The organism is Burkholderia sp. AU45274 (assembly GCF_030482505.1).
Taxonomy (GTDB): Bacteria; Pseudomonadota; Gammaproteobacteria; order Burkholderiales; family Burkholderiaceae; genus Burkholderia.
Genome location: NZ_JAUJQE010000017.1, coordinates 91,223 through 103,650 on the forward strand (window position 1 = coordinate 91,223; position 12,428 = coordinate 103,650).

Genomic DNA, 12,428 nt, shown 5'->3' on the forward strand with positions numbered 1-12,428 from the left:
GGCTGCGTTCGTTACGCAACTTCGGCGATCAGCTCGATCTCGACGCACGCGCCGAGCGGGATCTGCGCGACGCCGAACGCCGAGCGCGCGTGCTTGCCGGCGTCGCCGAACACTTCCGCGATCAGTTCCGACGCGCCGTTCGTCACGACGTGCTGTTCGGTGAAGTCGAGCGTCGAGTTGACGAGGCTCATCAGCTTGACGATGCGCGTGACCTTGTTCAGGTCGCCGGTGTGCGCGTGCAGCGTCGCGAGCAGGTCGATCGCGATCGAGCGGGCGGCGGCCTTGCCGTCTTCCGTCTGCAGATCCGCGCCGAGCTTGCCGGCCCAGACCTTGCCGTCCTTCTTCGCGATGTGGCCCGACAGGAACACCGTGTTGCCGGTTTGCGCGCTCATCACGTAGGCGGCGGCCGGTGCGCCGGCGGTCGGGAGCTCGATGCCGAGCGACTTCAGCTTGTCGTAGACGTTAGCCATGGATTCGATTCCTCGTAGAGAGTCGTGACAGGAAAAAGGGGATCAGAGACGCTCGCGCAGCAGCTTGCCGAGGCGCGCGACGCCTTCCTCGATCTTCTCGGGCGGCACCGTCACGAACGACAGGCGCAGCGTGTTCTGCTGTGCGTTGTCCGCGAAGAACGGCGCGCCCGGCACGAACGCGACGTGGTTGTCGACGGCCGTGGCGAGCAGCTTCATGCTGTCGATCTGCGCGGGCAGGTTCACCCAGATGAACATCCCGCCTTCCGGGCGGTTCCACGTGACGCCTTCCGGCATGTGGCGCTCGAGCGCGCCGAGCATCGCGTCGCACTGCGCGCTGTACAGCTCGCGGATCGTCGGGATGTGCTCGTCGAGGAAGCCGTCCTTGATCACTTCGTGCGCGATGCGCTGCGTGAGCGTCGGCGTGTGCAGGTCGGTGGCCTGCTTGGCCTGCACGAGCTTGAAGTGGAGTTCCTCGGGCGCAATGATGTAGCCGATCCGCAGGCCCGGTGCGAGCACCTTCGAGAACGTGCCGAGGTGCACGATGTGATCGGGCGCCATCGACAGCATCGTCGGCAGCGGCTCGCCGCGATAGTTCAGCGCGCCGTACGGATCGTCTTCCAGCACCGGGAACGGGCTCGACTGCGCGAACGCGGCGAGCGCGCGGCGGCGCTCGACGGGCAGGCGGCGGCCGGTCGGGTTCTGGAAGTTCGGCTGCGCGTACAAGAGGCGCGCGCCTTGCGTGAGTTCGGGCGTGAGGCCGTCCGGCAGCAGGCCCTGCTCGTCGGTCGGCACCTGCACGTAGCGCGGCTCGTACAGCGAGAACGACTGCAGCGCGCCGAGGTAGGTCGGGGTTTCGACGAGGATCGGGCTGCCCGGATCGACGAGCGCCTTGCCGAGCAGGTCGAGCGCCTGCTGCGAGCCGGTCGTGATCAGCACCTGCGACACGCGCACGCTGTAGCGCTCGGCGATCCATTCGCGCAGCGGCAGGTAGCCTTCGGTCGCGCTGTACTGGAGCGCGGCGGCCGGCGCGTCGCGCAGCACGCGATCGGCGGCGGCGCGCATGCGCTCGGCCGGGAACGTGGCAGGGGCGGGCAGGCCGCCGGCGAACGAGATGACCTCGGGGCGTTCCGTGACCTTCAGGATTTCGCGGATGGCAGAGCTCGTCAGCTTGCGTGCGCGTTCGGAAAGCTGCCAGTGCGGCGGATGCAGGTCGCTCGGATTCATAGTCTCCTCGTTCGGATATCGTGGTCAGTCAAGAAAGGTCGTTCGGGCAAATCGCTTCGACGCCGCCGGGTGGGCGGGCACGAGCGCGATCGAGCCTTCGCGGCCGGGTGGGCAAACCGATCAGGCAAAACGTCCATTATGGCGCAGCTGTTCAGCCGGCGCGAGCCGGTTGCGCGGCGGTGGCGACCGCCGAGCGGCGCCCGAGCACCACGGTGGCGATCACCGCGGCTGCGAACAGCCACGTCGACGGCGTCACCGTTTCGCCGAACAGCAGCGCGGAAAAGGCGATCGTGAAGAAAATCTGCAGCAGTTGCACCTGGCCGACGCGCGCGATGCCGCCCATCGCGAGCCCCGCGTACCACGCGAAAAAGCCGATGAATTGCGAAAAGAGGGTCACGTAGCCGAACGCGAGCCACGTGCGCAGCGCGAGCGGGCCCGGATGCGCGGCATGCTGCGTCCACGCGAGCCAGCCGACCGGCAGCACGAGGAACGGCGCGGACACGACGAGCGCCCAGCAGATCACCTGCCAGCCGCCGATCTGGCGCGCGAGCCGCGCGCCTTCCGCATAACCGAGCGCACCGATGCCGACCGCGACGAGCATCAGCGCGTCGCCGGCCTGCACGGTGCCGCCGCCGTCGCGCAGCGCGAACGCGATCACGAGCGCGCTGCCGGCCACCGCGCTGGCCCAGAACGCCTTCGACGGCCGCTCGTGCGACAGCCAGGCCGCGTACAGCGCGACGAACAGCGGCTGCAGGCCGTTGACCACCGCACCGTGCGACGCCGGAACCGTTTTCATCGCCCATGCGGAGAACACCGGGTACGCGATGATCACGCCGAGCGACGTGATCGCGAGGCTTTTCAGCTGCGCGCGGGTCGGCAGCGGCTCGCGGCGCCACCACAGCAGCAGGCCGGCCGGCACCGCGGCGGCGAGCGCGCGGCCGAGCCCGTTGAGCAGCGGATGGAGTTCGGCGACGACGATGCGCGTCATCGGCAGCGTCAGGCTGAAGATCATCACGCCGATGAGGCCGAGCAGCATGCCCCGGGTTTCGCGCGAATTCATGAAGTGGGTGTCTCCGTGTTGCCGGTATGGGTGTAGTTCAGCGAGGCGGCAGGGTGTTCAGCGCAGCGTGCGTGCGCCCTGCGGCGTGTCGAATTCGGCGACCAGCGCGGGTGGGCCGTCGGCGGCGTCGAGGTCGAGCAGGTGGGCGGCGCCGAGCCAGTCGAGCTGCTCGCGGAGTGCGTCGGCGCGCGGGTGGGCGCCCTTGAGCGCTTTCAGCGCGACGCCGTCGCCCGGCAGCGATTCGGCCGGGTGGCGCGCACTGTCCCACTGGATCAGCGACGGCAGGAGGCCGTCGCCCGCGCCTTGCCACGCGGGGAACGTGCCGTCGTCGGGCACGGTGAGGCCCCAGCTCAGGTCGCCGCGCCGCATCGCGACGACCGGCGGGATGCGCGCCGGGTACTGGCTCTGCCACAGCGCGAGCTGGCGCGGACGGTCGACCCGCGCGACCCAGTGCGCGAGAAACGGGCCTTGCGCAAGCCGCGCGTGCATGGCCGGATCGTCGAGCCCGAACAGCCGCGCGCGCGGCGGCTCGGCGCCGGCGTTCGGCGCAGGCGCATCGGGATCGATCGCGATCACTTCGAGGTAGAGCCCGCCCCATACGCCGAACAGCGCATTGTGGGTCCGCATCAGCGGGTGGCGGCCGCCGCCGGCCGGTTCGATGCCGAGCGCGTCGGCGACGTGGCGGACGCCTTCGTCGAGCGTGCGCGCGGCGATCACGAGATGGTCGAGTGTCAGGGAGCGGGCTGGCATGAACGTCGGTCGGGAAGCGAAAGTGTCATGGTGGGCAGGCGATGCGCCGGGCGGTGGCCGGACCGGCCGGCGTACCGGACGCGATGCGGGCCGGTGGGCGCGGTGCCAGGTGCGGCGGGGCCGGAACGGTGGCCGCACGGCCGCCATTCCGGTCAACTGTAATCGTCGCTACCGGCACAGTAACGGTACAATCGGCGCGATAGCCTTCGGTACAGTTGGAGCTGCCGCCCATGTCCACCGTCCCACTCGCCCAGATTCCCGTGCCGCACGACACGGCCACGCTCACGCTCGTCGACCAGCTTGTCCAGTGGGCGCGACGGCGCATCGACGAACGCGTGTTCCGGCCCGGCATGCGGATGCCGTCGATCCGCAAGCTCGCGCTCGACAAGAGCGTGTCGCGCTTCACCGTCGTCGAGGCGTACGAGCGCCTCGTCGCCCAGGGTTACCTCGACTCGCGGCGCGGCTCGGGCTTCTACGTGCGCGAGCGCACGGCCGCCGGCCCGCAGCCGGCCGACGGCGTCGCACGCGTGGCCGAGGCCGCGCCGGTGCACAACACGATCGACGTCGTCTGGCTGCTGCGCAACATGCTGCACACCGTCAGCCCGGAAAAGGGGCCGGGTCTCGGCTATCTGCCGGGCCGCTGGCTCGACGGCGAACTGATCACCGGCGCGCTGCGCGCGCTCGGGCGCCAGTCCGGCGCGCAGATGCTCGGCTTCGGCACCGCGCAGGGCTTCCTGCCGCTGCGCCAGCAACTGCAGACGCGCCTCGCCGAAGTGGAGATCGGCGCGAAGCCCGAACAGATCGTGCTGGTGTCGGGGATCACGCAGGCGATCGACCTGATCGCGCGGATCTACGTGAAGCCCGGCGATGCGGTGATCGTCGGCGATCCGGCCTGGTTCCAGATGTTCGGGCGCTTCGCGGCGCAGGGCGCGCAGCTCGTCGGGATGCCGTACACGCCGGACGGCCCCGATCTCGACGCGCTCGAAACGCTCGTGCAGATGTGGCGACCGAAGATGCTCGTGATCAACTCGGTGCTGCAGAACCCGACCGGCACGTCGCTGTCGGCCGCGCAGGCGTTCCGGATCCTGAAGCTCGCGGAGGCGTACGACTTCCTCGTCGTCGAGGACGACGTGTACGGCGACCTGTGCCCGCCGAGCTATCCGGCCACGCGCCTCGCGAGCCTCGACCAGTTGAAGCGCGTGATCTACCTCGGCAGCTATTCGAAGACGCTCGCGGCGAACCTGCGGGTCGGCTATGTCGCGTGCGCGCCGGAGATCGCGAAGGCGGTCACCGACCAGAAGATGCTGGTGGGGATGACGACGCCCGAGCTCAACGAGCGCGTGCTTTACAAGATCCTGACCGAAGGGCATTACCGGCGTCACGTCGAGCGGCTGCGCGCGCGGCTCGACGGCGTGCGCGACAAGACCGCGCGGATGCTCGAGCGCACGGGGCTCGGCCTTTTCACGATGCCGGCGGCCGGAATGTTCCTGTGGGCCGACACGGGTGTCGATTCGGACGCGCTCGCGGCGGTCGCGCACGAGGCCGGCTTTTTGCTGACGCCGGGCAGCCTGTTCTCGCCGCAGCAATCGCCGTCCACGTGGATGCGCTTCAACGTCGCGAACTGCGGCGATCCCGCGCTGCCGGCGCTGCTGTCGCGCTACATCGATTCGGCCGTGCGCCGCGCATCGTGAAGCGGCGCGGCACGCCCGCCCTTGAAATCGGGCGTGCCGCCTCCAGATACGCGCGCAAACCGCTAGCGCCAGGCGGTCGCCTTTCACGGGCCGGCCGGCGTCGCGCGCCGGGCGCTCGCGGCACCCTATTCAAGTTCAAGTAAGAGGAAACAGCATCCATGGCACATGAAACGATGAGCTTTCAGGCAGAGGTCAAGCAACTCCTCCACCTGATGATCCATTCGCTCTACAGCAACAAGGAAATCTTCCTGCGCGAACTGGTGTCGAACGCGTCCGACGCGGCCGACAAGCTGCGTTTCGAAGGGCTCGCGGACAACGCGCTGTACGAGAACGATCCGAACCTGCGCATCCGCATCGGCTACGACAAGGCCGCGCGCACGATCACGATCGACGACAACGGCATCGGCATGAGCCGCGACGAAGCGATCGCGAACCTCGGCACGATCGCGCGTTCGGGCACCAAGGAGTTCTTCACGAAGCTGTCGGGCGACCAGCAGAAGGATGCGGCGCTGATCGGCCAGTTCGGCGTCGGTTTCTACTCGGGCTTCATCGTCGCCGACAAGATCACGGTTGAAACGCGTCGCGCGGGCCTGCCGGCGAGCGAAGCCGTGCGCTGGGAAAGCGCGGGCGAGGGCGATTTCACGATCGACGCGATCGAGCGCGCGCAGCGCGGCACGACGATCACGCTGCACCTGCGCGAAGGCGAGGACGACCTGCTGTCGTCGCACCGCCTGAAGTCGATCATCCAGAAGTATTCCGACCACATCGCGCTGCCGATCCTGATGCAGAAGGAAGAATGGGATCAGGAGAAGGGCGAGATGGTCCTGAAGGACGAGGACGAGACCGTCAACCAGGCGAGCGCGCTGTGGACGCGGTCGAAGAGCGACGTCACCGACGAGCAGTACACGCAGTTCTACCAGCACATCGCGCACGACCACCAGGATCCGCTCACGTGGACGCATAACCGCGTCGAGGGCCGCAGCGAATACACGCAACTGCTGTTCGTGCCGTCGCACGCACCGTTCGACCTGTGGAACCGCGACTATCGCGGCGGCCTGAAGCTGTACGTGAAGCGCGTGTTCATCATGGACGACGCCGAGCAGCTGTTGCCGCAATACCTGCGTTTCGTGAAGGGCGTCGTCGATTCGGCCGACCTGCCGCTGAACGTGTCGCGTGAAATCCTGCAGGAAAGCCGCGACGTGAAGGCGATCCGCGAAGGCGTGACGAAGCGCGCGCTGTCGATGCTCGAAGAGCTCGCGAACGCGGAAGAGGATGCCGGCAAGGAGAAGTACAAGACGTTCTGGGGCGCGTTCGGCCAGGTGCTGAAGGAAGGCCTCGGCGAGGATCACGCGAACCGCGAGCGCATCGCGAAGCTGCTGCGCTTCGCGTCGACGCACGGCGACACCGACGCGCAGGACGTGTCGCTCGCCGACTACGTGTCGCGCATGAAGCCCGAGCAGAGCAAGATCTACTACGTGACCGCCGATACGTGGCAGGCCGCGAAGAACAGCCCGCATCTGGAAGTGTTCCGCAAGAAGGGCGTCGAGGTGCTGCTGCTGACCGACCGCGTCGACGAATGGATGCTGTCGTTCCTGCACGAATTCGACGGCAAGCCGCTCGCGAGCGTGGCACGCGGCGACCTCGACCTCGGCGAGCTGAACGACGAGGAGAAGAAGGCACAGGAGCAGGCGGGCGAGGCGATCAAGCCGGTCGTCGAGAAGATGAAGGAAGCGCTCGGCGACAAGGTGAAGGAAGTGCGCGTCACGTTCCGCCTGACCGATTCGCCGTCGTGCCTCGTCGCGGACGACAACGACATGAGCGGCTACCTGCAGCGCATGCTGAAGGCGGCCGGCCAGAACGCGCCGGCGATGCAGCCGATCCTCGAGATCAACCCGGAGCACGCGCTCGTGAAGCAGCTGAACGCCGACAGCGCCGATTTCGGCGACTGGTGCCATCTGTTGTTCGATCAGGCGCTGCTCGCCGAAGGCGGCATGCTCGACGATCCGGCAAGCTTCGTGAAGCGGACCAACGCGCTGCTGCTGTCGCGCGCCGCGTGAACGCACGCATGCGATTCGACGGCGGTCAGGCCGGCTGGCGCGAGACGCCTCGGCCTGGCTGCACGCTCGATCAGCGTGACTGGCTGACGCGCGGCGGATCGCTGACCGCGCACCTCGCGCGGCTCGGCCGCGTGAACGTGCGCGTGACGCGCGAGGCCGTCGACTGCCCGTGGTTCGACGAGCCGGACGCGCTCGCCAGTGCGCCGCGCGCGCCGATGTGGGTGCGCGAGGTGATCCTGTCGGTCGACGGCACGCCGTTCGTCGCCGCGCACAGCATCGCGCCGCTCGCGGCCAGCAAGGGCGTGTGGCAGGCGATGCGGCGGCTGCGCACGCGTCCGCTGGCGGAGCTGCTGTACAGCGATCCGCAGGTCGAGCGTTCGGCGCTCGTCAGCCGGCGCGTGATCGCCGGCCATCCGCTGTATGCGCTGGCGAGCCACGCGCTTGGCGCGGCGCGTGCGCCGCATTCGTTCGCCGCGCGGCGCTCGGTGTTCCAGCGTCACGGCAAGCCGTTGATGGTCACCGAGTGCATGCTGCCGGCGCTGTGGCGCCATCTCGATGCGCACGGCGACGGGCCGCGCTCGGGCGGGCCGGACGGAGGCGCGTGATGTTGCGGGGTTTTCCGCCGGTCGTCGCGGCGAATACGCACACGATGATCCTCGGCAGTTTTCCGGGCGAGGCGTCGCTCGATGCCGCGCAGTATTACGCGCATCCGCGCAACCAGTTCTGGAGGCTGCTTGGCACGGTGCTCGGCGAGCACGGGCTGCACGAGTTCGCGTACGACGCGCGGCTCGAGCGTGTGCTGTCGCACGGGATCGGAATCTGGGATGTCTTGGCCGCGTGCCATCGCGAGGGCAGCCTCGATTCGGCGATCCGGCATGCGAAGCCGAACGATTTCGCGTCGTTGCGCGAGCATGCGCCGTTGCTCAAGCGCGTGTGTTTCAACGGCAAGACGGCGGGGCGGTTTGCGGAGGTGATCGGCGCGGCGGGGTACGACACGCTCGTGCTGCCTTCGTCGAGCCCGGCGAATGCGATGCTGACGTTCGAGCAGAAGCTTGCGCAGTGGCACGGGATTCGTGCCTGACGAATGGACGGATCGTCGCTTATTCGTCCTTGCCCCAGCGCCATTTCGGTTTTTCGCCTTTCAGCCAGCACACGATCGTGAGCGCGGCCACCAGCACCACGATGCAAGCCGCGAACGCCAGCGGTGACTGGGCGGGCGGCACGTGCGTCGCAACCACGACGATCCCGATCACGAAGAGCAGCAGGACGACCCAGCCTTGCCACGCGACCGGCAACCCCCATCCCCAGCCGTAGCGTTTCGCCGGAAACCAGATCTTCTTGTCGGTCGAGTTCATGAGACCCTCGTCGTCAGTGGTAGTCGCTTTCCCGCTGGTGACGCACGGCAAGGATCGTCACCGTATGGCTGTCGTCGATTTCGAACAATGCAACATAGCCGGACGCACCGAACGGGATGATCAACTCCCGCAGAAACGGCATCGACGGATGGACTTTACGGCACGTGAACGGGGAGGATTCGAGCGTAGCGATGCCCGAAGCAATGGCCGCCAGCGCGCGCTCGGCCACGTCGACATCGGCCTCGTCCCGATCGACGACGAACGCATAGAGTCGGTCCAGATCATCGGTTGCCGCAAGCGTAAAGCGGACCGTATACGTCATTGAGCCTGACGCTTCCTGTCACGGAGTGAATCGAGCCGCTGACCCAGCCGCTCGAGAACCTCGGACGACGATACATATTCGCCAGTACGGCGGGCCTCGTCCCGTGACGCAAGGCCGCGTGCAATAAATTCACTGTGGAGACGGCGGCGTTCGATGCCTTCGCGGATCGATTGCTCGACGAAACTCGACAGCGTTTCGCCTTCCTGAAGGACATCTTCGGCGGCGTCGCGCAGTTCCGGTTCGACCCGAACCGACGGAAAAGTGGCAGTTTTCATCATTGGCCTCAATGCATCGCAATTGCGATGCATTATCGTCCACGTTGCCGGTGGCTGCAAGTCGGCTGATCGGCCGAGTATCGCCAGCGTCTATCGTCGGCGGCTCCAGCCCTCCGCCAATGCTATCCTCTCGTCCGCTAAAACCAGCTTCACCCAGCGAGATTCACACATGACCCGACTGATCAAGCGCGCGTCCGCCGAGGCGCGCGCGTCCAAGCGCAGCAAGCCGTCCGCGTACAACGGCTCCGAAAAACTCCAGCCGCCGCGATTGAAGCGCCGCCCGGACATCGACGAGCACGACGACGTGCCCGTGCTCGAAGCCCCGCGCAAGCCGCGCTTCGCGCCCGTCACGTTCTCGGAAGAGGGCGGCGTGCGCTTCCTGCACTTCGGTACCGAATGGGTGCAGGGCGCGATGCGGATCTCGAAGCCGCTGCATATCGAGCTCGAATACGCACAGCAGATGATGGCGTGGCTGCTGTTCCTCGAAACGCCCGCGCGGATCGTCCAGCTCGGGCTCGGCACCGGCGCGCTGACCAAGTTCTCGCACCGCTTCCTGTCGCACGCGAAGGTCGAGGCCGTCGAGCTGAACCCGGCCGTGATCGTCGCCGCGCGCACGATGTTCGCGCTGCCGCCCGACGATGCACGTCTCGCCGTGCATGAAGCCGACGCCTGGGATTTCGTCAACGATCCGGCCAACCGCGGCACGACGGGCGCGATCCAGATCGACCTGTACGACGCGACCGCGCGCGGCCCCGTGCTCGACAGCGTCGCGTTCTACCGCGCGGTGCGCGGCTGCCTCGCCGACGCGGGCATCGCGACGATCAACCTGTTCGGCGATCATCCGAGCTTCGTGCGCAACATGAAGCACCTGAACGCGGCGTTCGATCACCGCGTGATCGCGCTGCCGGAAGTGCATGACGGCAACCGGATCGCGATCGCGTTCTCGGGCCCCGCGCTCGACGTGTCGTTCGCGCAGCTCGACGAACGCGCGAAGCTGATCGAGGACACGCTGAAGCTGCCCGCGCGCAAGTGGGTGAAAGCTTTGAAAGAAACGACCGGCGCACGCGACACCGCGTTCGCGATCTGACGCTTCATGCACCGGCGGCATGCCGGTGCAACCACGCGACAAGGGGCGGATCACTCGGGTTCGCCCCCGCTTGACCGCGTGCTAGCGGCTCCTATACTGGCGCGAAGCCAGGGGAGCCGCAGCCTACCCGTTTTGCGCTCCTCTCGGCGCCGTACCCGCTCAACAAGATCGATAACCGGGAAAGATGAGGAGACGTCATGGCTCACGATGCCGACGCCAACCGGGCCGCCAAGCGCTGGCTCTGGCTGCTGGTACTGCCGCTGATCGCGATGGTCTGGGTACCGTCGTACAGCAAGATCGAACCGCAATGGTTGGGTTTTCCGTTTTTCTACTGGTACCAGCTGCTTTGGGTCTTCATTAGCGCGGTGATCACCGCGTTCGTGTACTTCAAGACCAAGAACGCGTGGAAGGCGAGCGGCCCGCAGGGAGGTGCACGATGAATCTCGGCGCAACCTTCGTCTTCGTGCTGCTGTTCATCGGTGTCACGATCATCGGTTTCCTGGCCGCGAACTGGCGGCGCGGCGATCTCGCCCATCTCGACGAATGGGGCCTCGGCGGCCGCCGCTTCGGCACGATCGTCACGTGGTTCCTGCTCGGCGGCGACCTCTACACGGCCTACACGTTCGTCGCGGTGCCCGCGCTCGTGTTCGGCGCCGGCGCGATGGGCTTCTTCGCGCTGCCGTACACGATCCTGATCTACCCGTTCGCATTCGTCGTGTTTCCTAAGCTGTGGAGCATCGCGAAGCGGCACGGCTACGTGACGTCCGCCGACTTCGTCAACGCGCGCTACGGCAGCCGGATGCTCGCGCTCGCGATCGCGGTGACGGGCATCGTCGCGACGATGCCGTACATCGCGCTGCAGCTCGTCGGCATCGAGGTGGTGATCGGCGCGCTCGGCTTCGACACGACCGGCTTCGTCGGCGACCTGCCGCTGATCATCGCGTTCGCGATCCTCGCCGCGTACACGTACACGTCGGGCTTGCGCGCGCCGGCGATGATCGCGATCGTCAAGGACATCCTGATCTACATCACGATCGCCGCGGCGGTCATCGTGATCCCGGCGAAGCTCGGCGGCTTCGGGCACATCTTCGCGAGCGTGCCGCCTGCGAAGCTGCTGCTGAAGGCGCCCGACGCGATGAGCCTGAACGGCTACAGCGCGTACGCGACGCTCGCGATCGGCTCGGCGCTCGCGCTGTTCCTGTATCCGCACTCGGTGACGGCGATCCTGTCGTCGTCGTCCGGCAACTCGATCCGTCGCAACATGGCGATGCTGCCCGCGTATTCGTTCGTGCTCGGCCTGCTCGCGCTGCTCGGCTACATGGCGCTCGCATCGGGCGTGAAGGACATGCCGCAGTACGCGCCGTACTTCAAGGCCTTCGGCCCGAACTTCGCGGTGCCCGCGCTGTTCCTCCAGTATTTCCCGTCGTGGTTCGTCGGCGTCGCGTTCGCGGCGATCGGCATCGGCGCGCTGGTGCCGGCGGCGATCATGTCGATCGCGGCCGCGAACCTGTACACGCGCAACATTCACCGCGAGTTCGTGAACCGCAACATGTCGCACGAGCAGGAAACGCATGTCGCGAAGCTCGTGTCGCTGATCGTGAAGGTCGGCGCCGTCGCGTTCATCCTCGGGCTGCCGCTGACCTACGCGATCCAGCTGCAGCTGCTCGGCGGGATCTGGATCATCCAGACGCTGCCGGCGATCGTGCTCGGCCTGTACACGCGCGTGCTCGACCATCGCGGCCTGCTGGCCGGCTGGGCGGCCGGCATCGTGTGCGGCACGTGGATGGCGATCTCGCTGAAGCTGGCCGGATCGATCTTCACGATCCACCTGTTCGGTCTCGCGATTCCCGGCTATGCAGCCGTGTGGTCGCTGATCGTGAACCTGGTGGTGGCGGTGGTGGTGAGCGTGCTGGTGCGCGTGATGGGCATGGCGCACGCGGAGGATCGCACGCGGCCGGAGGACTATCTCGACGTGGTGGAAGGCTGACGCCGCCTGCACGGCCACGCAATGAAAAAGCCCGACCGGCCTATGAACTGCACCCCAAAAGTTGGACATCGATCCAACCTTTGGGGTGTTTTTCATGAGCAAGTACACGGAGCAGTTCAAGGTATCCATTGCAGAGGAGTACGAGTCCGG

The 12,428-nt window shown here is 67.2% G+C and carries 14 protein-coding genes; 7 read left to right on the top strand and 7 right to left on the bottom strand.

What is annotated here, in order from left to right:
* Positions 1–11 precede the first annotated feature (11 nt).
* The 4 genes from QZM35_RS35210 to QZM35_RS35225 form a co-directional block, all read right to left on the bottom strand.
* A complete protein-coding gene (locus tag QZM35_RS35210) occupies positions 12–470 on the bottom strand; it encodes a RidA family protein (protein ID WP_011352811.1) in 459 nt (152 codons plus the stop codon).
* A gap of 42 nt (positions 471–512) precedes the next feature.
* The gene (locus QZM35_RS35215) at positions 513–1,694 is read right to left on the bottom strand and encodes a PLP-dependent aminotransferase family protein (RefSeq protein WP_047852437.1); all 1,182 of its coding nucleotides are present in this window, start codon (positions 1,692–1,694) and stop codon (positions 513–515) included.
* 151 nt (positions 1,695–1,845) lie between these two features.
* Entirely contained in the window at positions 1,846–2,754 is a 909-nt protein-coding gene (locus QZM35_RS35220; protein ID WP_089426049.1) for a DMT family transporter, read from the bottom strand.
* A 57-nt stretch (positions 2,755–2,811) separates the two neighbouring features.
* On the bottom strand, positions 2,812–3,504 hold the full coding sequence (locus tag QZM35_RS35225; RefSeq protein WP_089426048.1) for a VOC family protein: 693 nt from the start codon (positions 3,502–3,504) through the stop codon (positions 2,812–2,814).
* Positions 3,505–3,734: 230 nt separating this feature from the next.
* Between QZM35_RS35225 and QZM35_RS35230 the strand changes: the two genes are divergently transcribed.
* The 4 genes from QZM35_RS35230 (at position 3,735) to QZM35_RS35245 (ending at position 8,333) form a co-directional block, all read left to right on the top strand.
* On the top strand, positions 3,735–5,195 hold the full coding sequence (locus QZM35_RS35230; RefSeq protein WP_089426047.1) for a PLP-dependent aminotransferase family protein: 1,461 nt from the start codon (positions 3,735–3,737) through the stop codon (positions 5,193–5,195).
* A gap of 158 nt (positions 5,196–5,353) precedes the next feature.
* Positions 5,354–7,252, top strand: a complete 1,899-nt coding sequence (htpG, locus tag QZM35_RS35235) for a molecular chaperone HtpG (RefSeq protein ID WP_089426046.1) — start codon at positions 5,354–5,356, stop codon at positions 7,250–7,252.
* A gap of 8 nt (positions 7,253–7,260) precedes the next feature.
* The gene (locus QZM35_RS35240; RefSeq protein ID WP_089426045.1) at positions 7,261–7,857 is read left to right on the top strand and encodes a chorismate lyase; all 597 of its coding nucleotides are present in this window, start codon (positions 7,261–7,263) and stop codon (positions 7,855–7,857) included.
* Positions 7,857–8,333, top strand: coding sequence for a DNA-deoxyinosine glycosylase (locus QZM35_RS35245; protein ID WP_089431546.1), 477 nt, complete (start codon positions 7,857–7,859; stop codon positions 8,331–8,333). Before QZM35_RS35240 ends, QZM35_RS35245 begins: the two co-directional genes overlap by 1 nt.
* 19 nt (positions 8,334–8,352) lie before the next feature.
* Here QZM35_RS35245 and QZM35_RS35250 read toward each other — a convergent pair whose 3' ends face one another.
* From QZM35_RS35250 to QZM35_RS35260, 3 genes are read right to left on the bottom strand one after another with little or no spacing between them, the layout of a single operon-like run.
* Positions 8,353–8,607: a hypothetical protein gene (locus QZM35_RS35250; protein ID WP_174976241.1), complete on the bottom strand. Its 255-nt coding sequence runs from the start codon at positions 8,605–8,607 to the stop codon at positions 8,353–8,355.
* A gap of 13 nt (positions 8,608–8,620) precedes the next feature.
* Complete coding sequence (locus QZM35_RS35255) at positions 8,621–8,929, bottom strand: type II toxin-antitoxin system RelE/ParE family toxin (RefSeq protein WP_089426040.1); 309 nt, start codon at positions 8,927–8,929, stop codon at positions 8,621–8,623.
* Positions 8,926–9,204 carry a YlcI/YnfO family protein gene (locus tag QZM35_RS35260; RefSeq protein ID WP_301777644.1) on the bottom strand — a complete coding sequence of 93 codons (279 nt, stop codon included), beginning with the start codon at positions 9,202–9,204 and terminating at the stop codon, positions 8,926–8,928. The genes QZM35_RS35255 and QZM35_RS35260 overlap by 4 nt, the downstream gene beginning before the upstream one ends.
* 169 nt (positions 9,205–9,373) lie before the next feature.
* On the opposite strand from QZM35_RS35260, the gene QZM35_RS35265 reads away from it, so the two are divergent.
* The 3 genes from QZM35_RS35265 (at position 9,374) to mctP (ending at position 12,278) form a co-directional block, all read left to right on the top strand.
* Positions 9,374–10,291, top strand: coding sequence for a spermidine synthase (locus tag QZM35_RS35265; RefSeq protein ID WP_174976239.1), 918 nt, complete (start codon positions 9,374–9,376; stop codon positions 10,289–10,291).
* A 197-nt stretch (positions 10,292–10,488) separates the two neighbouring features.
* A complete protein-coding gene (locus QZM35_RS35270; RefSeq protein WP_011352801.1) occupies positions 10,489–10,731 on the top strand; it encodes a DUF3311 domain-containing protein in 243 nt (80 codons plus the stop codon).
* Entirely contained in the window at positions 10,728–12,278 is a 1,551-nt protein-coding gene (mctP, locus tag QZM35_RS35275) for a monocarboxylate uptake permease MctP (protein ID WP_089426038.1), read from the top strand. The genes QZM35_RS35270 and mctP overlap by 4 nt, the downstream gene beginning before the upstream one ends.
* Positions 12,279–12,428 lie beyond the last annotated feature (150 nt).